The sequence below is a fragment of the Streptomyces sp. NPDC006743 genome (genome assembly GCF_040703815.1).
GTDB lineage: Bacteria > Actinomycetota > Actinomycetes > Streptomycetales > Streptomycetaceae > Streptomyces.
The window spans coordinates 72,761-95,531 of sequence record NZ_JBEYJA010000001.1; the positions used below are offsets into that span (position 1 = coordinate 72,761).

At 74.6% G+C, this 22,771-nt stretch carries 17 protein-coding genes; 3 read left to right on the top strand and 14 right to left on the bottom strand.

The features are described 5' to 3' along the window. Positions 1–72: 72 nt before the first annotated feature. The 4 genes from ABZ719_RS00300 to ABZ719_RS00315 all read right to left on the bottom strand — a co-directional run bounded on the left by ABZ719_RS00300 (position 73) and on the right by ABZ719_RS00315 (position 5,714). Positions 73–471: a hypothetical protein gene (locus ABZ719_RS00300; protein WP_366723002.1), complete on the bottom strand. Its 399-nt coding sequence runs from the start codon at positions 469–471 to the stop codon at positions 73–75. Between the two features lie 215 nt (positions 472–686). Then, positions 687–1,403: an SDR family oxidoreductase gene (locus ABZ719_RS00305; RefSeq protein ID WP_366723003.1), complete on the bottom strand. Its 717-nt coding sequence runs from the start codon at positions 1,401–1,403 to the stop codon at positions 687–689. A 373-nt stretch (positions 1,404–1,776) separates the two neighbouring features. Next, the gene (locus ABZ719_RS00310) at positions 1,777–4,446 is read right to left on the bottom strand and encodes a protein kinase (RefSeq protein WP_366723004.1); all 2,670 of its coding nucleotides are present in this window, start codon (positions 4,444–4,446) and stop codon (positions 1,777–1,779) included. A 248-nt stretch (positions 4,447–4,694) separates the two neighbouring features. Then, on the bottom strand, positions 4,695–5,714 hold the full coding sequence (locus tag ABZ719_RS00315) for a substrate-binding domain-containing protein (protein WP_366723005.1): 1,020 nt from the start codon (positions 5,712–5,714) through the stop codon (positions 4,695–4,697). 298 nt (positions 5,715–6,012) lie between these two features. Here ABZ719_RS00315 and ABZ719_RS00320 point away from each other — a divergent pair, with 298 nt between their 5' ends. Continuing rightward, positions 6,013–7,419, top strand: a complete 1,407-nt coding sequence (locus ABZ719_RS00320; RefSeq protein ID WP_366723006.1) for a hypothetical protein — start codon at positions 6,013–6,015, stop codon at positions 7,417–7,419. A 631-nt stretch (positions 7,420–8,050) separates the two neighbouring features. Here the strand turns inward: ABZ719_RS00320 and ABZ719_RS00325 are convergent. Next, positions 8,051–9,208, bottom strand: a complete 1,158-nt coding sequence (locus tag ABZ719_RS00325) for a Dyp-type peroxidase (protein ID WP_366723007.1) — start codon at positions 9,206–9,208, stop codon at positions 8,051–8,053. A gap of 87 nt (positions 9,209–9,295) precedes the next feature. On the opposite strand from ABZ719_RS00325, the gene ABZ719_RS00330 reads away from it, so the two are divergent. Continuing rightward, positions 9,296–10,639, top strand: a complete 1,344-nt coding sequence (locus tag ABZ719_RS00330) for a right-handed parallel beta-helix repeat-containing protein (protein WP_366723008.1) — start codon at positions 9,296–9,298, stop codon at positions 10,637–10,639. 7 nt (positions 10,640–10,646) lie between these two features. Here ABZ719_RS00330 and ABZ719_RS00335 read toward each other — a convergent pair whose 3' ends face one another. Both ABZ719_RS00335 and ABZ719_RS00340 read right to left on the bottom strand, forming a co-directional pair. After that, the gene (locus ABZ719_RS00335; RefSeq protein WP_366723009.1) at positions 10,647–11,327 is read right to left on the bottom strand and encodes a hypothetical protein; all 681 of its coding nucleotides are present in this window, start codon (positions 11,325–11,327) and stop codon (positions 10,647–10,649) included. A 444-nt stretch (positions 11,328–11,771) separates the two neighbouring features. Continuing rightward, positions 11,772–14,204 (bottom strand): SdrD B-like domain-containing protein, encoded by a 2,433-nt coding sequence (locus tag ABZ719_RS00340; protein WP_366723231.1) that lies wholly within the window; start codon positions 14,202–14,204, stop codon positions 11,772–11,774. A gap of 1,000 nt (positions 14,205–15,204) precedes the next feature. Between ABZ719_RS00340 and ABZ719_RS00345 the strand changes: the two genes are divergently transcribed. Then, the gene (locus ABZ719_RS00345; protein ID WP_366723010.1) at positions 15,205–15,834 is read left to right on the top strand and encodes a class I SAM-dependent methyltransferase; all 630 of its coding nucleotides are present in this window, start codon (positions 15,205–15,207) and stop codon (positions 15,832–15,834) included. Here ABZ719_RS00345 and ABZ719_RS00350 read toward each other — a convergent pair. Genes ABZ719_RS00350 through ABZ719_RS00380 form a run of 7 tightly spaced genes read right to left on the bottom strand, consistent with a single transcriptional unit; the run spans position 15,815 to position 22,658 of the window. Continuing rightward, positions 15,815–16,054 carry a hypothetical protein gene (locus ABZ719_RS00350; protein ID WP_366723011.1) on the bottom strand — a complete coding sequence of 80 codons (240 nt, stop codon included), beginning with the start codon at positions 16,052–16,054 and terminating at the stop codon, positions 15,815–15,817. The two genes, ABZ719_RS00345 and ABZ719_RS00350, sit on opposite strands and share 20 nt — an antisense overlap. Then, positions 16,032–17,975 carry a carbamoyltransferase N-terminal domain-containing protein gene (locus ABZ719_RS00355; RefSeq protein ID WP_366723012.1) on the bottom strand — a complete coding sequence of 648 codons (1,944 nt, stop codon included), beginning with the start codon at positions 17,973–17,975 and terminating at the stop codon, positions 16,032–16,034. The genes ABZ719_RS00350 and ABZ719_RS00355 overlap by 23 nt, the downstream gene beginning before the upstream one ends. Before the next feature lies 1 nt (position 17,976). Then, positions 17,977–18,240, bottom strand: a complete 264-nt coding sequence (locus ABZ719_RS00360; RefSeq protein ID WP_366723013.1) for a hypothetical protein — start codon at positions 18,238–18,240, stop codon at positions 17,977–17,979. After that, positions 18,237–19,154, bottom strand: coding sequence for an Inducer of phenazine A (locus tag ABZ719_RS00365; RefSeq protein WP_366723014.1), 918 nt, complete (start codon positions 19,152–19,154; stop codon positions 18,237–18,239). The genes ABZ719_RS00360 and ABZ719_RS00365 overlap by 4 nt, the downstream gene beginning before the upstream one ends. 53 nt (positions 19,155–19,207) lie before the next feature. Next, positions 19,208–20,137 carry an NAD(P)/FAD-dependent oxidoreductase gene (locus ABZ719_RS00370; RefSeq protein WP_366723015.1) on the bottom strand — a complete coding sequence of 310 codons (930 nt, stop codon included), beginning with the start codon at positions 20,135–20,137 and terminating at the stop codon, positions 19,208–19,210. Between the two features lie 3 nt (positions 20,138–20,140). Continuing rightward, positions 20,141–21,763 carry an MFS transporter gene (locus tag ABZ719_RS00375; RefSeq protein WP_366723016.1) on the bottom strand — a complete coding sequence of 541 codons (1,623 nt, stop codon included), beginning with the start codon at positions 21,761–21,763 and terminating at the stop codon, positions 20,141–20,143. Continuing rightward, on the bottom strand, positions 21,756–22,658 hold the full coding sequence (locus ABZ719_RS00380; RefSeq protein WP_366723017.1) for a phytanoyl-CoA dioxygenase family protein: 903 nt from the start codon (positions 22,656–22,658) through the stop codon (positions 21,756–21,758). Before ABZ719_RS00380 ends, ABZ719_RS00375 begins: the two co-directional genes overlap by 8 nt. Between the last annotated feature and the right edge of the window lie 113 nt (positions 22,659–22,771).

Genomic DNA, 22,771 nt, shown 5'->3' on the forward strand with positions numbered 1-22,771 from the left:
CTCGACGGTAGACCCGCGGCCGCCGCCGGTACAGGCGCTCGACAGCCACCGGAGGCGCGCGCCCGGTGCCCGTCAGCCCCGGTCGGTCCGGCTGAGCGTGCCGGTGACGCTGACCTCGGGGTGGAGGCGGCGGACGGTGTGCGGGAGGGGCACCTCGGTGAGCCGGCCGTCGTGGATCATCCACAGCCCGAAGCAGTCGTCCTCCTCGTCGTGGACCAGGACCTGCACGGAACGGGGATCGGGCCAGGGCAGCGCCTCCAGATGGGCCAGCAGGCCCCGCCAGTTGTGCCGGGTGAACTGGATGACCCACAGGTAGCACTCGGCCGATCCCGTACCCGTGCCCGCGAAGACGGAGTCGTCCACCCGGGTGAAGCACTGATGCCACTCCCGGCCGGCGTCCGGGCGGGTCAACGGCTCCATGACGTCCTCGGCGTCCCGCGCCACCACGATGACCTCTGCGAATCTGCTCATGTGCCCAGTCTGCGGTGCGCCGCGTCCCCCTCGATGGCCGAAAGCCACCACCGGCGCGATCCTCCCGGTGTTCCGGGTCTCCTCCGTGCCCGGTCCGGAGCCGTCCGCCTCCTCGCAACGCACGAGCGGCGGCCGGGGAACTCACCGCGTCCGGCGCGGTGGCGCCGGGGAACTCACCGCGTCCGGCGCGGTGCGTGCCGGGGCACGCGGCCGGGTCACCGCCCCGGGATGCTGCCCCCGCCGTCCACGCACAGCATCTGGCCGGTGATGAACCCGGCGTCCTCACCGATCAGGAAGGCGATGGCGGCGGCGACCTCGTCCGGCCGGCCGAGCCGCCCCATCGGCAGGGACCGCAGCACCCGCGCCTCCGCCTCGCCGCCGGCCGGGTGCGAGGCGCGGAACAGGTCCGTCTCGACCGGGCCCGGCGCGACGGCGTTCGCCGTGATCCCGTCCATGGCCAGTTCCAGTGCCCAGGTCCGCGTCAGGCCCGCCAGCGCGCTCTTGGCCGCCGCGTAACTGCTGCGCCGCCGCGCCCCGAACACCGAGCGGCTGGTGACGTTGACGATCCTGCCCCAGCCGCGCTCCCGCATGCCCTGGACGAACGCCTGGGTGACCTGCACGGCGGTACGGACGTTGAGGTCGAGGACGGTCTCCAGACTGCTGAGCGCCACCTCGCCCAGCGGCTCGGGCACGGCCACGCCGACATTGTTGACGACCACGTCCACCCGGTGCTCGCGGGCGATGGTCTCCAGCACCCGCCCGGTCGCCTCGGTGTCCGCGAGGTCGCAGCGGTACAGCCGGCCGGGAAAGTCCTCCCCCGGGGCGGTACGGGCGATTCCGACCACCGTGTGTCTCTGTCCGGCGAGACGGCGGCTGGTGGCCCACCCGATGCCGCGCGACGCTCCGGTGATCAGTACGGTCCTCCCGGGCATGGGCTCGCGATCCTTCCGTTCGGTCCTCCGACGCCACCCGATCATGCCACTCGCGCCCCGGCCGGGCCCGCGGGCCCGGCCGGGATCCGGCCGCGAGGAGGGACCTTCCGGCCGGCGAGCGGTCGCGGGTCCGGCGGCGCGGCGGAGCGGTCGGGAGTCCGCCGGTGCGGTGACTGACGGGCCGTCAGCCGACGAGGCGCCGCCGGTCAGGCACCCGCCGGTCAGGCATTGACGGGGCAGCCACCCGCCGGTCCGGCACCGGCCGGTGGCGGCCGAAGGGCGGACCGGGCCCCGGCCGGTGGCGGCCGAGGGGCGGACCGGGCCGCCGTCGCGGACGGGCTCCCGGTCGCCCGCGCCCGCGTCCGCCCGGCCGTCACGGTCCGCCGCGCCGGGTGTCTCCGTGCGGGGCGGCGTCCCTGCCGGCGTGCGGCGTGTCCGAAGCCGGGGTGGCCACGGCCGTCGTCGACTCGGCCGGGGTGGTGACCGTCGTGGCCTCAGCCGTCGTTACGGCCCTCGCGACCTCAGCCGTGGTGACGGCCGTCGTGGCGGCCCTCGTGGCCTCGGCCGTGGTGGCCGTGGCCTCGGCCGGGCGGAGCGGGCGGGTCGTCGCCCGCGCGGTTTCCTCGGGGCCAGGGGTCCGGGTGGGGGCCGGCGTCCGGAAGTGGCGCGTCGCGGGCAGGGTGGTGTGTTCCGCCACGAGCGAGCGCGCCCGCTCCGTCAGGTGCGGGCGGCCGATGGCGCCCGCGCCGGCGCCGGGAACCAGCGCCTCGGCCACGGCCGCGGCCGTCGGCCGCTGACGGGGATCGGGACGGAGGCAGGACCGCACGACCGCCGCGAAGTCCGCGGGCAGACCGGTGAGGTCGGGCAGGCCGCCCCGGATGCCGGCGACCACGGACGGCGTGTCCCGGCCCCAGGGGCTGCGTCCCAGGACGAGCCGGGCCAGAACGGTGCCCAGGGAGAACACATCGCTGGCGGGTGTGAAGGCGGGTTGCTCGCGCAGCTGCTCGGGGGAGGCGTAGGCGTAGGTGCCGGTGAAGCCCCTTCGTGGTTCGGTGAGTTGCTCGATCTGGGCGATGCCGAAGTCGATGACGCGCGGACCGTCCTCGGTGAGCAGCACGTTGGCCGGTTTGAGGTCGAGGTGCACGATGCCCTCCGCGTGGATGGCGCTCAGGGCGACGGCGATGCCCGCCCCCAGCGTGCGCACCAGTTCCGGGTCCAGCGGCCCGCAGTGCTCAGCGAGTGTCTGCAACGAGGGGGCCGCCACGTACGGCACGGCCATCCACGGGGTCGGACCGTCGGTGTCCGAGTCGATCACCGGCACGGTGAACCGCCCGTCGACCCGCCGGACGGCCTGCACCTCGTGGGCGAATCCCCGTTTGACGGAGGGAGCCGCCGCCAGGTGCGCGTGCAGAGTCTTGACCGCGACCATCAGCCCGTCGGGGTCCTGGCACAGGTAGACACGCCCGAATCCGCCCTCGCCGACGGGTTCCAGCACCTCGTAGGCACCGAAGGCCGGCGGGCGGTCCGCTCCCGCGGCGGGCCGTGCCCGTTCCATCTTCCGCCAGCCGCCGAGGGCCACCGCCCCGGGGTGCACCGCGACCCGGTCGTCCGTGGAGCCCGTGGCCGTCCCCCTGTGCGTGTCCCGTCCCGGCGGCTGTTCGTTCTTCACCGCGACGGCCGGCTGTTCGTCCTGCACCGCGACGGCCGGCTGTTCGTTCTTCACCGCGACGGCCGGCTGTCCGTCCTCCACCACCACGACGTGCGCCGCCGCCGGTTCGCCCGCGTGGAAGACGTACGCCTCGGCCTGCACGGTCCCGTCGCCGCGCAGGGAGACGAAGACGCCCGGCAGCCCCAGCCGCTCGCACAGGGCGCTCTGGTCGGGCGCCGGCCCGGCTTCACCGCGGGGGAAGCACAGGGCCGTCGCGTCGTACCCCTGTCGCGTCAGGTCCTGCAGCACGGCCGTCCACCGCTCCGCGGGCCACGCGTGCCGGGCGGGGTCACCGGCGTCGTCGTCCACGGCCACCACACGGGTCGCGTGGGAGGACCCGGACCGGCGTGCCAGCACCGCGCAGGCCGCTCCGGTCCCGGCCGGCACCGCCTCGCCCAGCAGCGACGCGGTCCCTCGCGCGATGCGGAGCACCGTGCGCCGGGCCATCCGGGCGAGTTCGTCGCGCTGTCCGCTCAGGACGTCGTACTCCGGCGTCCCCGGGCCCTGGCCCCGAAGCTCCATGCAGGCGAGCACCTTGCCGAAGCAGTGGACGGCCGCCTCGTGGTCCCCGGCACCCACCATCGCCTTCGCCTGCGCGACGCGGGCGGACAGGGTGTGGGGGCCGGCCGGTCCGTCGAGCTGCTCGTACCGCGTGGCTGCCTCGCCGTACATGCGCCCCGCGCGCGCGAGGTCTCCCGCGGCCTCGACCGCGGCCGCGGTCGCGAGCAGGTCGCGCAGCCCCTCGTGGCCGCCCTCGTTGCCGAACGGCAGTTCACCGGCCACCTCGGCGTAACGCTGGCGGGCGATGCGGACGAGCTGGTGGCGGGGCCCGAGTTCCTGCTGCGCCGTCCGCAGCATCTGGGAGAACGCGCGCAGCGCGGCCGCGTTGTCCCCGCTCTTCTGGTGCCAGTACCCCACCTCGCAGAGCAGGGTGAGCGCGGTCTCGGTGCGGTGCTCCCGCTCCGCCGTGCGCCGCATGCTCTCGTAGCGGCGAACGGCTTCCTCGGGCCGCCCCGCGCGGCCGTGCCAGTGGGCCAGTTGGTGCCTGGCCAGTTCGGTGTCGCGATGACGCGGTCCCTGTACCCGCTCCCGGTCGGCCGAGAGCCGGGCGAACAGCCGCACGGCGGCTTCCGGCCGGCCCGACTCGCCCGTCCAGTGGGCCAGTTGGTGCCGCATCGCGAGTGTGTCGGTGTCCCGGTCGCCCAGGACGCGTTCCGCCTGCGCGACCAGTGTCTCGTAGCGGTCGGCCGCCGCGGCTGCGCCGCCCAGACGGCCGGTCGTCTCGGCCTCCCTGCTGCCCTCACGTAACGCCGCGACGAACGCCTCCCGGTTCAACGCACCGGAATCCGATGCCGTCTGGCGCGACCGCCCCCACCACCTCACAGAGCCCCCTTTTTTTGCCCTGGCCGGACGTGTGTCGAGCGGTCAGTATGCTCTACCCAATCGTTTGCGCCAATCGTTTGGGCAACAACACCGGCCGGAACCGGCGGGAATCGGCCGCAGCCGCTGAGCCCAGCGGCTCCGCGCCTCCCGCGCACCGGTCATCGGTCATCGGTCATCGGTTGCCGATCACCGGTCACCGGTCACCGCAGACGCGCACCCACCGGCGCGCCCGAGGAGGCTCTCACCATGAGACGGGGGGTGAGCGTCTGCGAGACGACGGGCTCGCCCGCGATACCGCGGAGCAGCAGTTCCACCGCGCGTCTGCCCTGCTCGGCCATGGGGGAGCGGACACTGGTGAGGGGGACGGGGAGTTCGGCGGCGAGGGGGGTGTCGTTGAAGCCGGCCAGCGCGAGGTCTTCGCCCAGCCGCAGGCCCAGGTCGCGCGCCGCACCCATGGTCCCGATGGCCGCGAGGTCGTTGACGGCGAAGATCGCGGTCGGCCGGTCGGGCCCGCTGAGCAGTTCGGCGGCGGCCTCGTGACCGCCGGAGGTGTCGAAGCGGCAGTGCCGCACCCGGTGGGCGGGCAGCGGCAGACCCGCTTCGCGGTAGCGGTCGGTGAAACCCGCGGTGCGGTCGGTGCCCGTGCTGGCGAAGGGTTCACCGGCGACGACGGCCACCTGGCGATGGCCCAGGGACAGGAAGTGCTCGGCCACGAGGCGCCCGCCCAGCCGGTCGTCGCAGGTGACCGCCGGGTGGCCGGTGTCGGTGCGGCGGTTGACGAGCACGAAGGGCGTGCCGTCCAGGGCGGGCTCGGTCAGCGCGGCCCCGTCCAGGTGCGCGTCGCCGATGATGAGGCCGTCCACCCGGCGTCCCAGCACCATCCCGATGCGCTCGCGCTGGGTGGCAGGGTCGTCGTGCGTGTTGGTGACGAAGGTGGACAGGCCCCGCCTGGTCGCCTCCTCCTCGACGCCCTCGTAGATGGTGGCCACCACGATCTCCGAGAGGCGGGGGAAGAGCACCCCGATCAGATTGCTGCGCCGTGTCCGCAGGCTCGTGGCGTGCGGGTTGGGCCGATAGCCCAGTTCCTCGGCCAGTTCCCGGATCCGTCGCACCGTCTCGCCCGATGCCGCGCGGCCCCGTTCCCCGGACGGTCCGTTGAGGACCCGGGAGACCGTCGACACGTGCAGCCCCAGATGCTCCGCGATCCCGCGCAATGTCACCGGACCGCCGTCGCCCGCCATACCTGTCTCCCGCCCCACCGTCCGCGAACCGCCGCCGACCATTGTGCCCAATGCCTTTCCCGTCGAGCCGAGCGTGCGGAGGCGCGGAGGGATGGAGAAACGGAGGTGCGGAGTCCCAGAGGCACGGTGGCACGGAGGCGCGGAGGCGCGGAGGCCCGGAGGCCGGATGCGCCGCCGGTGCGGGCGGGCGCCGGGGCCCGGACGCGCAGCCCGTGCACCGATGCGCGGACAGCCCCAGAATGGACGAAATGTCCGGCGAACCAGCGGAGGCCCGGTGATGCGCGACAGCGCCGAGGACGAGCAGGGTCCCCCCGAGGAGTACGCCGTGCCCGACGGCGCACCCGGCGACGCAGAGGGCTCCGCCGAGCGCACCGGGTCCGGGACGTACGGCGGCTCCAAGGCGTACGACGGGTCGGGGGCGTACGACGACGAGGAACCGGAGTACTACGACGACGAGGAGCCGGAGTACGACGAGCGGGACGAGGAGCCGGAGTACGACGAGCGGGACGAGGAGCCGGAGTACGACGAGGAACAGCCGGCCGGCGGCCCCGGACGGTCCGCGCTCCCCCACGAGGGCCGCGCCGCCGGCGTCCACGGCGACGAGGACGCCACCCTCCGCAAGGACGGGGGCGTGGCCGGAAGGAGGGCGGCCGACGCCGAGCCCGACGTGTACCTCGACGTCCCGTTGCTCAAGGTCGACGAGATCGACCTCGACGTCGAGAACCTGCGGGCGCACGTCTCGCTCCAGGCGGAGGTGCTGGACCTGCTGAAGCTGAACGTCGGCGCCGACGTCGCGCTGGGCCGGGTGCACCTGGGCATCTCGGGCGTGGAGGCCCAGGCCCGGCTCGAGGTGCGTCTCGACAACGTGGCGATGATCATCAACCGGGTGCTCACCACGCTGGACCGCAATCCGCAGATCCTGGAGGAGCTGACCCGGGGGGTCGGCTCGGCGGTGCAGGACATCGGGGGCGGTGCGCGGCAGGCCCTCGGTGAGCTGGGCGCGGGCACGGGGAGGGCGGTCGGCGACATCGGCCAGGGGGCGGGCTCGGCCGTGCGGGACGTGGGACGCGGTGCGGGCGCGGGGGTGGCGGACGTGGGACGCGGGGCCGGGCGCGGGCTCGAAGGGGTGGGCCGCGGTGCGGGCGCGGCGGTCGGCGATGTCGGGCGGGGCGCCGGGAGCGCCGTAGGTGAGGTGGGCCGTGGCGCGAGACGTGCCGTGGAGGACACCGCGGGCGGGGTGAGCGGGGTCGTGGCCGATGCCGGTGAGACGGCCGGTGATGCCGTCGCGGGCACGGCCGGGCGGGCGGGGCGGGCCGGCGAGCGCGTCGTGGAGCGTACGGCGGGCCGGGGCGCGGGAGTCGTCGAGGACGTACCGGAGGCCGCGGACGTACCTCACGACGCTGAGGCCGCGGACGTACCGCACGACGCGGAGGCCGCGGAGGTCGTAGGCGTCGAGGATGCCGAGGGCGCCGAGGGTGCCGCGGAGGTTCCGGGCCGGGTGGGCGGGCGCCGGAGCGCGCGGCCCCGGCGGAGCGGTGTGCGGGGGTCCGGCGAGGAGCGCGCGGACCCGGCCGTCCCGGACCGCGGCGGCACCCGCGGACGTCGAGTGCGCGGCGAGGACGGGAAGCTGCCGGCCAGGCCGCGGCGTCGCCGCGCGGCCGGGGAGGCGGACGAGCCGCCCTGAACGGCCCGCCGGTCCGCGCCGGACGCCCCAGAGCAGGTGTCGGATCCGGAGGGGCAGGCGTCGGTTCCGGACGCGGGCTCCGGGCCGCCGCCGGACATCGCCTTCCGGGCCACGGTCCGTTGCGGCCGCCTCCGCTTCGAGGAGGATCCGCTGACCGCCGTCCGCTTCCCCGGCAGCGGGCCCCGGGCATCGCTGTCCTGCTGCGAGCGTACGAACCTGCCCGGCGAGGTCGTCGCCGGCGAGGAGTACCGCGACGTCTCGGTCACCTACCGCCTCGCGACCCGGCTCACCGGACGGCCGGAGGACTACCGGGATGCCGAGGAGGACACGAACACGCGCACGAGCGGCCGGGACGAGGGCCGCGCGGACCCGCGTACCGGGCGGCCAGGACGAGAGTCTCGGGGCCTCGAGCACGGGCAGCCGGGACAAGAGTCGCGTGGACACGCGTACGGGCAGCCGGGGCAGGGATCGCACGGACGTCCGTCCGGACGGCCGTGACGGCGAGAGGCATACGAACGCGCGTGCGTGTTCGGCGTGTCCGGATCACCTCTGGCCGGGCGCCGCCGGCCCCCTGCGGTCCTGCCGGCCGCCCGGTCGGCCCCGCGTGGCAGCGGCGGCGGGCGCCGTCTCCTCAGCCGAACAGGGAGGAACCGAGCGGGCGCTGCCGGTCGAAGCCGGGGAGGATGAGGAACGTCGCGCTGGCGGTCGTGGTGGTGAACCGCAGCAGTGCGTCGGAGGTGTCCATGTGGGTGAGGGTGGCGGTGAAGGTCCGCAGGTCGTTCTGGAAGCTGATGAAGAGCAGGCCGGGGGCGGGCTCGTCGGTGCTGTAGGAGCGGCGGAGCATGAGGCCGGTGCCGACCACGGCTGGGTTGGCCCGGCGCACGTGGGCGTCGGCGGGGACGAGATAGCGTCCGTCCGCCGTCTTGGCGCCGAGTTCCGGGACGGAGGCGACGGTGCCGCCGGAGAGCGGGGCGCCGTCGGCCCGGTGCCGGCCGAGGACCGCTTCCTGCTCGGCCACGGACAGCGCGGCGAAGCGCGGCAGATCGAGTTCCATGCGCCGCAGTACGGCAAGGGTGCCGCCGGCGACCGCGGGCGGTCCGGCCAGCCACAGGTCGCGTCGTTGTTCGGCGGCCGTGTGCGGGCCCACGATGCCGTCGATGAAACCGAGGGGGTTGCGGGGCGCGGTGAGGCCGTTGCCCAGGGGCACGGTCGCACCGCGGCGTGCGGACTGCCGCCAGCGTTCGCGCAGGCGGTCGCCGGCCTGGTCCAGGAGCGCGGCGGCGGCGACCGGGAGGAGCAGCGCGTCGTCGGCGCAGATCTGCATCAGCAGGTCACCGCCGCGTGCCTTCGGGTGGATCCGTTCGCGGGAGAATTCCGGCAGGTCGGCCGCTCCGGGCAGGGAGGCGCCGGCCGCGCGTACCAGCCGGGGGCCGACGCCGACGGTCACGGTGAGGTCGCCCGGTGGCAGGCCCAGCAGCCGCCGGTCGGTGCCCGCGACGAGGGCGCGGATGGTCCGGCCGAGTTCGGCCAGCAGCGGACCGGGAGCGACGGCGGCACCGAGGTCGGCCACCACGGCCAGCAGGTTGCGCTGGGCCGGCTGCGGAAGCGTGACGCCCGCCTGGTGCCGGCCCGTCGCCGGGACCGCCGTGGGCGTGGCCGGCGCGGAGGGAGCGTGCCGTCCCGGCGGGGCGGCCTCCGGTGAGCACCCGGCGGTCAGTCCGGCGGCCGCCATGGCACCGGTGACGTCGAGGAACCTGCGGCGCGACGGGTGGGGGTCGGCTCGGTGCATGGTGTGCAGAGTGCCACACCCGTGTCGGGGATGCCGGACAACTTCCATTTCCCGGCGGGCGATTGGGCCTCGTGCCAGACTGGGATCATGCCTCGATTAGCTCTTCGCGTGCTGGCGGCGGTGGTGGGCACGCTGGCCCTGGTGTCCGGCTGCGGCGGTGGTGGTGATGACGGTGCGGACAAGGGCCGGCGACCGGACGGTGCGCGGGTGACGATCCGGGTGCCCGCCGACGCCCCGACCATCTCCGCCGCGGTGTCCCTGGCGCGGTCCGGTGACCTGGTGCTGGTCTCCGCGGGGGTGTACCACGAGTCGGTGCGGATCGACACGGCGCGCGTCACTCTGCGCGGGGTGTCCCGGGACAAGGTCGTCATCGACGGCCGGTTGCGGCAGCCGAACGGTGTCGTGGTCGCCGCGCCCGGGGTGGCCGTGCAGAACCTGACCGTGGAGAACAACACGCAGAACGGGGTCCTGGTCACCGGTTCGGCGAAGGCGGCCGCCGGACTGCCGGGACGAAGCGGTGGTTACGACACGGGCGAGGAGCCCGTCACCTTCCTGAAGTCGTTCCTCGTCTCGTACGTGACCGCGACCCGCAACGGCCTGTACGGCATCTACGCGTTCTCCGCGCAGAACGGCGTCATCGAGCACTCGTACGCGTCGGGCGGGGCCGACTCGGGGATCTACGTGGGGCAGTGCAAACCCTGCCGCATCGTGGTGCGGGACAACGTCGCCGAACTCAACGCGGTCGGTTACGAAGGCACCAACGCCGGCGGCGACATGTACGTGGTCGGCAACCGCCTGGTCGGCAACCGGGTCGGGCTCACCACCAACTCGGACCACCAGGAGAAACTGCTCCCGCAACAGGGCGCCGTCATCGCGGGCAATCTGATCGCGGCCAATCAGCAGAGGGCCACGCCGCAGCAGGCCGACGGCGGGTGGGGCATCGGCGTCGGCGTCGACGGCGGCAACGGCAACCAGTTCCTCCGCAACCGCATCACCGGCAACGTCCAGGCCGGGCTGGTGATCACGGCGACCGCCGACCTGCCTCCGGCCGGCAACCGGATCGTGGACAACACGTTCACCGGCAACGGTGTCGACGTCGGCTGGACGTTCCCCACCGCCGCGCGGGGACGGGGCAACTGCCTGCGGGGCAACGATCTGCGGAGCACCGTGCCCGCCCGGCTCGCGGCCACCGCGTCCTGCCCGGTCCCGGCCGGGTCGCTCTCCCCGGCCGGCAGGTGGACGAGGCCGGCTGCACCCGGTGGCATCCCGTTCACCGAGGTCGCGGCGCCCGGTCCGCAGCCGCAGTTCCCGCACGCCGCAACCGCGGGCGCCACCGCCGTCCCGGCCGTTCCGGCCCTGCCGAGGACGGCGGCCGTCCAGTTGCCGCCGGCTTCCCTGCTGGCCGCGAACGCGCGGGTGCGGACGTCCTGAACGTCGGCTACCGGGCCGGCGTGGCCGCGGGGACCGGCTTGACCGGGACGTACCGGTGGGTGTCGAAATCGATGACCACCGGCTGCGGCTGGGAACCCACGCTGACCCGGACCCGGTACATGGTGCCGTCCGAGCCGACCCAGTAACGCACGTTGCCCGCCGTGCCGGAGCGGTCGCGGGCGGCCGGCCCGGTCATGACGTCCACCCGGTGCCCGGCGATCTGGTCCCGGCCCCACCAGGCGGCGCCGTTCTGCGGCAGCAGTTCGGCGTTGTCGGGCCGGTCGCTGCCGAGGCTGAGCGCGATGGCCAGCGAACTGTCCAGCGCGCTGCCGGAGGACAGCAGCGGACGGCCGTACCACCCCGAGCGGGGCGGTGCCGCGGGTGCGTGCGCCGGTGCGTTCGCCATCGGGTGGACCGACACCGAGGTGGCCGTCCACTCGATCAGCCCGTCGCTGGAGGTGTCGCGCCCGGTGCCGCGCACGACGCCGTAACCGAGCTTGCCGCGGTAGTCGACGGACCCCGTGACGGTCAGGCCGCCCGCGGTGCCCGGCACGGTGATCGTCACCGCGCGGCCGTGCGCCTCGTAGTTGCGGAACCGGGTGATCGCCAGCCGGTTCGCCTCGTCGGACGTCAGCGCGCGTGGCCCGCCGCTGCCGGAGCCGTCGCTCAGGACCAGGAATCCGGCCACCGCTACCACCGCCGCGACCGCCAGGACGAGGACGGCTGCCGCCCGGCGCGACCGCGGCCATCGGCGCCGGGCGGCCGTACGGTCCGGTGGAGCTTGCCGGCTTCGCACGCTCCGCGTGCGGCTCGACGCTGACACTCTTCGCTTCATCCTCTCGGTCGCCACCCCGGCTTCGCCGCCGTGCGCCCCGGGCGTCACCCGGCGCTCCGGTGACAGGTCGTGCCACCTGGTGGACCGGTCACGTCACCCGGTTCCGGGACCGTCCCCGGTGACAGGTCAGGCCCGGCCGGCCCGCGGGGGCCGGCCGGGACGTGGGCTGCCCGTCCGCCCCCTCCGGGACGTGGGCGGGCAGCCCACCTTCTCGACTCGCTCTCCTCGGCTCACTGTTCCAGCGAGCCGCTGCTCAACCCACCGTTGCCGGAGGGCTGTCGCTCAGCTCACCGGTGCTCAGCTCGCTCGGTTCCTCTGGAGGCGGCGCCGGCTCATGAACGCGATGGCCAGCCCCGCACCCGCCAGCAGTCCGGCGGCGGCGAGCATCTGCGGCAGCGCGGACATGCCGGTGTGCGCCATCGAGCCGCCCGGACCTCCGCCCGGCGGAGCCGGGTTGGCGGGCGGCGCGGGTGCCGGCGGCACCGAGGCCGACGGCGAGGCCGGACCCGGCGACGGGGTGGGGGTCGGCGTCGGAGTCGGAGTCGGGGACGGACTCGGGGTCGCCTTCGGGATGTACACCCCGGCGTCGATCGTGTGATCGACCCCGCCGGCCTTGCGCGGCGCCGTGACAGGTGCCTGCCCACTGCACAACGGCCCGCTGGACGGCGGAGTCACATTGGAGTCGTGCGCACGGTCGGCACCGGCCCGCGGGAGCGTGAACCGCAGCGCGGACGCCGGGGGCCGGCCGGGCACCTCGCTGGTGTCCGCGGTGCACACATCGAACTGGACCGTGTACTTCGCTCCCGGTGTGAGCTGGTACTCGGCGCCGACGCCACCGAAGTAGTACTCGCCGGCGGCATCGGTCTTCGTCGTGGCGACCTGCTTGCCGTCCGCGTCCAGCAGGTTGATCGTCGCACCCGGCAGCAGCACGTGCCCCGGGTCCTGGATCCCGTTGTGGTCGCCGTCGAACCACACGACGTTGCCGATCTGGACCGGCGCGTTCGCCGCCGCGTACGCGATGTCACCGAGGCCGCCGGCCTTGCCGAACCCGCCGCCCTGTTCCTGGCTGACGAACTGGAACCCGTTGGCGGCCGGGGCGTTGCCCGGGCCCTCACCGGTCGTGACGTCGTGGTACCCGGTCCCGGACGTGGCGACGGCGTCGACCGGATCGAACTCCGTGCTGACGACCCACTGCTGCTGCGGGATGTAGGCCACCGAGCCCAGCGCGGTCTCCTGGTGCGCGCCGCGGTAGAAGTCGCCGGGGAAGTACTCGACGACGCCGGCGGCCTGGCCACCGCTGTTGGCGGGCGTGGCGTGGTTGGGGCAGGATCCGGTGCCTTCCCACTCGTACGCGCCGGTGGAACTGGCGCAGACCATGGTGATGTCACCACCGGACATGCCGTTCTCCACCGCGTCGTTCCCCGGGCGCGGGTCCAGCCCTCCCCAGCTGAGCACGTCCATGAACCGGTCACGGAAACCCAGGACCATCGAGCCGTCGCGGGTGAAGGCGAGGGAGGCCAGCTCCGGCTGCGGGTCGATGAAGACGTTGCCCGCCTTCCGGTCGTCCCACGTGTCCAGGCCGGTGTTCCACGGGTTCCAGTGGGTGGCCTTGTCGCCGGTGCCGAAGACGCTGCCGCGTTCCTGCGTGAGCGGGTGGCTCAGCACCGTCGTGAACCGCTTGCCGTCGTAGGTGGAGACGTAGGCCTTCAGGTCCGAGCGCTGCTGCGTGCTCTCGGCGCTGCACACGCCGCCGACGTACAGCGTGTTGTCGTGGACCTGGAGACCGAACGGCCGCCAGTCCTCGGGGCTCGCGCACCCGGGGTCCGGGATCCGGACCGTCGCCTCGGGCGCCCCGGCGGTGTCCCCGGTCGCGTCGAAGCTCACCAGGCTGCGGGTCCGCAGGTTCACCGCGTACAGCGTGGAGCCGTCCTCGGACAGGGCCAGGCCGCCGATGCTCTCCTTGCCCGGCGCGTCGGTGAATCCCGGGTCCTTGATCATGTTCGCGGTGTCGTGCGCCGTCACCGCGGCGTCCGGCACCTGCGCGAACGGCTTCGGCGTACCCGAGCCGTCGACCGGCACCGTGTAGATCGCGCCACCGCCCTGCGGTCCGTACGGGGCGTACCGGCGGGCGAACGCGCCCTGGAACAGCCGGGCCCGGTGCTGGTCGTACGCCAAGGCGAACGTCGTGCCCACCTGTGCCTGCGTGGCCAGCGTGGCCGGGCAGGCCACGTCGGTGGGACACGTGCCCCGGACCTTCGTGCCGAACGCCACCAACGCCCGGCTGTCGGTTCCGTTGGCACCGTTCTGGACGGGGACGAAGTACCGGGAGTCCGGCAGCGCGTAGTCTGCCGGATCCCATACGCCCGTCACCACCGAGGCGTTCTTCCCGTCCGACACGTCCACGAACGAGGTGAAGCTGTCGAAGTGGTTCTCCGCCGTCGACGCGGGCGCCGCCCGCAGATGGCCGCTGTACGGGGCCGGGACGCTGACGTCGACGCGGTACCGTCCGCCGCTCAGTACGGTCGAGGCCGAGACGACGACCTTTCCGGTGGCATCCGTGACGCCGGTGACCTCGTGCCCGGCGGGGTCGGAGATCTGCACCTTCATGCCCCGCTGGGGCACGTCCATCGTCGCGTTGAGCACGCCGGTGCCGAAGAAGTCGCGGAGCACCTCGACCGTCAGCGTGCCGTCGGCGGCCGAAGCCGCGGCCGGTCCGGCCGTCGCCCCCACTGCGCCGCCCACCAATAAGAGAACGGACAAGCCCGTTCGCGCCAGCGGATCCACCAGTCTCCAGGCCGGCCGTCGCGAGTCTCTGCCGACTCGTTTCATGGCATCACACTCCACACTTCTCTTGTCCTGAGAACGAAGCATCCGCTTCTCGCCGCACGCCGAGCACCCGGCCCGGGCTCGGACGCCGGGCCGGGGAACACCGGGTAAAAGAAAAAGGGCCCACTTCTGTGGAGTGGACCGCTTTGTGGTGATCGTTCGGAATATTGCGGGCACGTCGTAAGAGGCGCGGGCAGGGAAAAGCGAACGCGCGTTCTGCACGTCGGTCGGGACGGCCTTGAATCGCCGTTCTCCGCAGCTCAGTCACGACGCCCTCACCCCCCACCTGCCTCACCGACCACCCCCGCGAGCGGCGCGCGATATTCTATGCACCGCGCTCACACCACCACCAGCGGAATCCCTGGAATCCCCGGGGAACCGCGAGAGTCGCCGAGCGCCGGGAATGACACCCGGAAGAATGTGCGACAGCGACAGAATGGCCGGATTCGATCCCACCGATTGAGCCACGCCCGGATGACACGCCGCCGGAATACCCGCCACGCAGGGACGTTGCCCGGAAGGCGGATCCGGTCATCCAAAACGGCCCTGCACGGCGGTCGTCCCCCGCGGGCCGGATGGCCGGTCATGGCGGGTCGGTGCCGGGGGCCGGCAGGGGGAGCGCGCGTCTGTTCCGCGGCGCACGCTCCCGGTGACGCGCCCCTCGGCCGAGCCCGGAGCCCGGCCGCGTGGCGGGATCGTCAGGGCCGGCGGCCGGTGTTCCGGGAAAACGGCCGGGGTCGCGCCGAAAGGCCGTCAGTGCGCCGGCCCGTCAGGGGTGTCAGGGCATCGCGCAGGGCGCGTACCGGGTCGGCGAGGTCCCGTGCGCCTGCCGTCACGGCCGCGGGCACGACGGCGCTCGGGCCGGAACTCGTGGCGAGGGCGCGCGAGTGCGTAGGATCGCCCGGTGACGCAGAGCGCGACCCTGGCCGGGGTCTTCGACGATCTCGCCCCCCGTTACGACCACGAGCACCACGAGGAGGTGGCGCGGGCCCTGCTGGCCCTGGCCGCCCCCGGACCGGTGGACGCCGTCGCCGACGTGGCCTGCGGCGCGGGCGCCGTGGCCCTGCAACTCGCCCGCGGCCGCTCCGCCGCGGCGCCGCCCGTCCTCGCCGTGGACGTGTCGCCGCGCATGATCGAGGCCGGGCGGGCACGTGCCGCCGCGGAGGGACTGCCCGCCACGGCGGTGGACTGGCGTCTGGCGGACGCCGTGCCGCTGCCGGTCGCCGACGGCTGCCTCGACGTCGTGCTGTGCGCCTCCTCGCTGCACTTCCTGGGCGGGCGGGCGGTGGCCGACTGGCGGCGCGCGCTGCGGCCGGGCGGCCGGGTGGGGTTCACGCTGCCGCTGGCCACGCACTTCCGGCCCTCCGAACGCTTCCGCGCGCTGCTGGCGGCGGACGTCCCGCTGCCCGGCGGCGCCGGGGAAGCCTGTGCGTGGGCCGCGGCGAGCGGATTCACCGACGCCGCCGCGCGCGTCCACGTCCTCGGCGACCGCCGGGTGGTGGTCGTCTCGGCCGTCACGCCCGGCGGCCGCTGAAGCGGCGGGCCCGTCCCGGACGCGGGAGGCCGGGCCCCGGCCCCCGGCGCGGCCCGGCCCCGGCCGGCGGCTCCAGGTAGCCGGCCCGGTCCGCGTCCCAGGACCGGCGCAGCGGGTCGCGCACCGCGCGGACGCACCGGCCGAGCGGCGTCAGTACGCCGAAGTACAGGGCAGCCAGGCCCAGTTGCCCCAGGCGCTCAGTCCATCGGGATCGCGGCACGCCAGTCCCCCTCCTCCCGCCAGGGCGGCTGGTCCCGCTTGTCCAGCAGGAAGTCGCCCAGCACCAGCAGGTCGATCCGGGTGCGCATGAAGCAGGCGTACGCCTCGGCGGGGTCGCGGACGATCGGTTCGCCGCGCACGTTGAAGGAGGTGTTCACCAGCACCGGGCAGCCCGTGCGGTCGCGGAAGGCGGTCAGCAGCGCGTGGAAGCGGGGGTTGCGCCCGGCGGTGACGGTCTGCACCCGGGCCGATCCGTCCACGTGCGTCACGGCCGGGATCGTCGAGCGCGGCACCCGCAGCAGGTCCAGGCCGGTCAGCCGCTCCTGCCCCGGGTCGCGCTCCCGGAGCCGGGCCGCCGCGACCCGCGCGGTCACCAGCATGTACGGGCTCTCGCCGGTGAGGTCGAACCAGTCCTTGGCGTCCTCGGCGAGCACCGCGGGGGCGAACGGCCGGAAGGACTCGCGGAACTTGGTCTTCAGGTTGAGCGTGGACTGCGTACGGGGGTCGCGCGGATCGGCCAGGATCGAGCGGTTGCCGAGGGCTCGCGGGCCGAACTCCATGCGGCCCTGGAACCAGCCGACCACCTTGCCCGCCGCGAGTTCGGCGGCCACCCGTGCGACCAGTTCCCCCTCCGCAAGGCGTACGGCGGGACGGTGCTCCCGGTCCAGGAAGCGGGCGATCTCCGCGGCGTCGTACCCGGGCCCGAGCAGGGCGCCCGCCATCGCGTCGGTGCCGGCGCGGACATGGGCGCGGGGCGCGCCCCGGCGGTGCGACTCGGCCAGGGCCGCGCCCAGTGCGCCGCCGGCGTCCCCGGCGGCCGGCTGCACCCACAGTTCGTCGCAGACGCCCTCGTCCAGGAGCCGTCCGTTGGCCACGCAGTTCAGCGCGACCCCGCCGGCCAGGCACAGCCGCCGCTCCCCCGTGCGGTCCAGCGCCGTGCGGGCCAGCCGCAGCACCACCTCCTCGGTCACCGCCTGGACGGAGGCGGCGAGGTCGAACTCGCGCTCGGTGAGCGGTCCTTCGGGGATGCGCCGGGGGCCGCCGAACAGTTCCTCGAAGGCGCGGCCGGTCATGGTCCTGCCGTACTGGAAGGTGAAGTGGCGCAGGTCCAGGCGGAAGGATCCGTCCGGCTTGACGTCGATCAGCCGTTCCCGGATGAGGGGCGCCCAGCGCGGCGTGCCGTAGGGGGCGAGACCCATCAGTTTGTACTCGCCCGAGTCGACCTTGAAGCCGCAGAAGTGGGTGAACGCGGAGTAGAGCATGCCCAGGGAGTGCGGGAAGCGCAGTTCGGCGAGCGGCACCAGTCCGGTGTCCCGGCCGTGCCACAGCGTCGTCGTCGCCCACTCGCCGACGCCGTCGACGCACAGCACCGCCGCCGACGGGTACGGGCTGGGCAGGAACGCGGAGGCGGCGTGCGAGGCGTGGTGCCGGTGGGCCACCACGGGCGGCAGGGGCCGTCCGCCGGACAGCGGGCGCAGCCGCGCGCGCACGTCGTCCAGGGCGTGCCGCTTCCAGCCCGCCCACTGCGGGAAGGCCCGGCGGAAGACCGGGAAGCCGTGCGGTGCCGTCGCCAGCCAGGTGGCCATCACACGGCGGAACTTCAGTGCCGGGTCCTCGTAGAACGCCACGGCCGCCAGTTCGTCCAGGCGCAGCCCCGCCTCGCGCAGGCAGTAGGCGACGGCGTCGGCCGGGAAGCCCGGGTCGTGGCGGCGCCTGCTGAACCGCTCCTGCTGGGCGGCGGCGACCGGAACGCCGTCGTGGACGAGGGCGGCGGCGCTGTCGTGGTAGTAGGCGGAGATGCCCAGGACGGGCCCGTCCCGGCCGGGGCCGCCGGGCCGCCCGCCTCCGGCTCGCCCGTCTCCGGTCCGCCCACCGCCGGGCCGCCCGCCGTCCGCCCGCCCTGTGCCGGTCCGTGTCCGCATGTCAGAACAACGGGTAGACGGACGCGTCGTCCTCGGGCTGCGGGCGCAGCCGGGACCGCGTCGGCGGGGACGGGGGCGGCCCGGCCGCGGGGTCCGCCGCGGGTGCGGCCGCAGACTCTTCGGGGGCCGGGGGGCCGCCGGTGTCCTGGGCGTCGGCGGGCCGCCCGGTACGGCTGCGGGCGCGCAGCCACGTCGCGAGGCGGCGGGCCGCCGGGGCCGCGGCGGCTCCGTGCTCCTCTGCGCCGTCGGGCCGGGGGCTCCTCATGCGAGGTCCAGTCGGCCGGCCAGCTGCCGGGCCACCAGGTCGTAGCCCAGGTCCGTGCAGTGCACCCGGTCGATGAACAGCCAGTCCTGCGGTGCGGCGGCCTCGCCCAGCGCCACGTTCATGTCCAGGAACGGCACGTCCAGGGCGGCGCAGCCGGCGGCGAGCCGGTCCGCGTAGGAGCGGCCGACCGCCATGGTGGAGATGTCGTTGTGGAACCGGCGGAAGTTGGACACCTCGTCCAGTTCCTCGAAGAGGAATTTCTCGCGCGGCAGCGGTTCCTCGCGCACCCACGGCGCGAGCGGCTGCAGGACGAACGTCAGCCGTGCCCCGAGCCCGTCGGCGAGCAGTTTCCAGGCACTGAGGTGACGCAGCGTCAGTTCCGTGGCGTGCGCGACGCGCCGCTCCGGCGGGGGGACGACCTCCGGGGCGGGGCCGCAGTCGAAGAAGGCGCCGTGGCGGCCCTGTTTCTCCTCGGGGAGCCTGCTGAGCACCAGGTTGTTCACCCCGGACATCAGCACGATGTCCGCGACGGGCGGCAGTTCGTGCTGGAAGAGGGTGAACAGCAGGAGTTCCTGGGCCGAGTTGTGGCTCTGGCCGGCGAAGTTGAGCCACGGCAGGCGGGGCGCGTACGCGTTCCACAGGCGCGCCGGGACGGTGGCGGCGTCCCCGGTGGCGCCCACCCCGAACACCGCGGAACTGCCCGCCAGCACCCGCACGGGGCCCTCGGGCCGGTCGTCGCCGACCGTGGCCCGCTGCCCGCCGGGGCCTGGCGTGACCCGGAAGCCGTGCCGGTCGGTGGTGTAGACGGGGGTCTTCTCGCCGCCGTACTGGAAGTACCCCAGATAGGGCTGGTCCTCCAGGACGAAGGTGTAGTGCTCCATGTGCGGGGTGTACTGGGCGCGGGGTGACGTCATCGCTGCGGTGCTCCCGTCGGTGGGCGCGGTGGAGGACGGACTGCGGGAACCGGTCAGGGGGCCGGGGGCGGCGGCGCGGGCAGGGAGCCGGGCCGGTCCTCGCGGATCAGGTCGGCGTTGACGGCCATGCCCGCCAGCCCGCCACTGGCCGCGGCCATCGCCGCCTGGTGCATGGTGCGTCCCAGGTCGCCCGCCACGTACAGGCGCGGGACGCTGGTGCGGCCCCGGTCGTCGGTCTGCAGCGACTCCAGGTCCGGGGCGTCGATCCAGGGGCGCAGGGGCTCCACCCGGGGCTCGATGTCGAGGTGGAGGAAGAGGGCGCCGTAGCTCGCGCTGCCGCCGTCCTCGAACAGGACGCGTACGCCCTCGGGGTGCGGTTCGAGTCCCGTCACCTTCTCCGTGCGGACCGGGACGCCGGCGGCGGTGAGCCGGTCCCGTTCGTCGCCGGGCAGTTCGCGCCGGCCGGAGAGGTAGGTGATGTCGTCGGACCACACCGTGAGGGTCGAGGCCAGGCACTCGCTGGGCACCGCGCCGCCGTACACGGCGAGGGTGCGATCGCGGACCTCCCAGGCGTGGCAGTACGGGCACTCGAACACGGACGTGCCCCACAGTTCCGCGATGCCCGGGACGGGGGGCAGCACGGAGCGCACGCCCGCCGCGTACAGCAGGGTGCGGGCGCGGAAGGTGCCGGACTCCTTCGTGGTGACCACCACGTGGTCGCCCTCACCGGAGGCGGACACCACCTCGTCGTCACGGAACGACACGTCGTACTCGGCGAGTTGCGCGCGGGAGCGGGCGCGGAAGTCGGCGATGCTCGCGCCGTCGTTGGTCAGCACGTTGTGCATGACGCCCGCCGCCATGTTGCGCGCGTCGCCGGAGTCGATGAGCAGGACGCGGCGGCGTGAACGGCCCAGGTACAGGGCTCCGTTCAGGCCGGCCGGGCCGCCTCCGACGATCACCGTGTCGTAGAGCTGCGTGTCCAATGGTCACCCCTTGTCGGGAAGGTCGGTGTGCGGTTCGGAAGGTGGACGCGGGGGCGCGTCCCCGGGGCCGGACGGGGTCTCGCGCAGGGGGGCGAGCAGCAGCAGGGCGCCCGCGGCCAGGACGGCGCCGCAGACGGCGAACACCGCCGGGACGGACAGGATCTCGGCGAGCAGTCCGCCGAGGAGGGCGCCGATCGGCATCGTCCCCCAGGCGCACAGCCGGGACACGCTCATCACACGGCCCTGGAGGTGCTCCGGGGTCAGCCGCTGGCGCAGGGACATCACGGGGATGTTCCAGCCCATCATGAAGACGCCGTTCGCGGCCAGTGCCACGGCGGCGAGCGCGGGGTTCGGAGCCGCTCCCAGCAGGACGTACGCGGCCCCGGACGCCACCAGGGACCAGCGGGCGAGCCGGACGGTGGGCAGCCGGTCGGCGGCCCGGGGCGCCAGCCAGCTGCCCCCGACGGCGCCCAGCGACCCGGCGGTCAGCAGCAGCCCGTAGCCGGTGCCGCTCAGTCCCAGGGTGCGGTCGCTGAGCAGGACGAGCATCGAGAAGGTGGCGGAGAAGACCAGGCCGTACAGGGCGCTCGCGGCCAGCGTGAGCCGCAGGGTGCGGTGGCTCAGCACGAAGACGACGCCCTCGCGGATGTCCGCGAGCACACCGCGGCGCGCGCCGGGGTCCGCCGCGCGGGCGGCCGGACCCTCGGTGACCGGTCCGTCGCCGGCGGGCCGGTCGGTGACCGGTTGTTCGCCGACCGACCCCTCGGTGACCGGTCCCTCGCCGGCCGGCCTCTCGGCGGGCCGCTCCTCGGCGGTCGGCCTCTGGGTGGCTCTCCCGCCGGCGGCCGGTCCTCCCGCGGCCGGTCCTTCGGAGGCCGGTCCTCCCGCGGCCGGTCCTTCGGGTCCTCCCACGGCCGGCTCTTCGGGGGCCGGCCCCGTGGAAGGCGCCTGCGTCGAAGGCGGCCCTGCGCAGGGCGTCGCCGACCCGGGCGCCCGGTCCGGTGCCGGTCCGCGGTCCGGCCGGGCGAGCGGGGCGAGGCCCAGCAGGAGCAGCGCGGCGAGCGCGTACAGTGCCCCGCCGGCGGCCAGCGCCGCCGCGGCCGTCAGTCCGGCGAGGAGCCCCGCCACGGGCGGTCCGGCCGTCTCGTTGAGCACGATCTGGGCCGCCGACAGACGCCCGTTGGCCCGTTCCAGGTGCCGTTCCTCGACCAGGCGCGGCAGCATCGCGGGGGCGGCGGTGTCGGCCAGCGTCTCGGCGATGCCCAGGACGAACGCCAGCGCGTACAGCAGGCCCAGCGGCCGGTCCCGGGCGAGCAGGAGGGCCGCCGCGGCCAGCGCCGCCGCCCGGACCACGTTGCTGGCGAGCACGATACGCCGCCGGTCCGTCCGGTCCACCAGGACGCCCGCCGGCAGGGCGAAGAGCAGCCAGGGCAGCATGTTCACGGCGGTCAGGCCGGCGACCGCCGCCGGGTCGGGGTGGTGCGCGACCACCAGCAGGGGCAGCAGCGTCCGGGTGATGCCGTCGCCCGCGTTGGAGGCCGCTGCCGAGGCCCACAGCCGGCGGAACGGACGGCCCAGGTCCGTCCGTCCCGCCGTGCGGGTCCCCGGCGACGTGGTGCTAGCCAACTACGCTCCCTCCGTGCCACGCGCGCAGCCCCAGCAGCCGCTCCCCCAGTTCCGTCAGCCGCGCCGGGCCGTACAGCTCCGCCTCCTCCTTGCGCACGCCGCCCTGCGGGGGGTGCGGCGGGACGCGGTCGCGCCAGAACCGCACCCGGGCCTCGCACAGCTCGGCGTTCTCCTCCCAGGCGGGCGCCATGGTGAGGTACTGCGCCATGCGCACCCGCCGCTCGGAGACGTTCGGGTGCACGCCGTGCGGGAGCAGGCTGTTGAAGATGATCAGATCGCCGGGCGCGACCTCGGGCGTGGTGATCGAGTAGCCGGTGATGTCCGGGGTGAACGGGTCCCGGTCGGCGGGCTGCCGGCTCACCCACTTCTCCCACTCGGCGAAGATCTCCGGCACGCACTGGAAGCCGCCGATCTCCTCGTCGCCCGCCGTGAGCGAGAGGACCGCCTGACAGCTCACCGGCAGCGGGTCGGCGGAGGTGTCCACGTCCCAGTGGACGAAGCCGCCGAAGGCCCGCTCACCCCGGTTGGGCGGGTTGACGTTGGCGAAGTCGATGGTCACCCACAGCTCGTCCTGGTCCCAGATGTCGGTGAACGCCTCGTACACCCGCGGTGTCTGGCGCGCGTCCCACTGCGCCTGGTGGTTGTACATCTCGACCAGTCCGCTGTGGCCGGGCAGCCGGTCGTTGCCGGTGTGCGGGGAGGTCCAGGTCGAGGGGTCGTCCGGGCTCATGTCGAGGAAGGAGCGCAGCCCGTCGGTGAGCGCGGCGACCGTCTCGGGCGTCACCGCCTGACGGACGATCACATAGCCTTGCTCGGTCCACTGGGCCCAGTCGGCGGGGGACAGGACACGCAGCGGCTGTGTCTTGCGGATGTCGCGCAGTTGGGTGGCGGGCACGTGCACTCTCCAGGGGAAGGACGCCTGTACAGGATCGGGTGGGCGGGCCGGAACGGGCACCGCCGTTTTCGGCCGATCGCCGCCCGCCGGCGGGGGCGGGCGGCGGGGCGGGG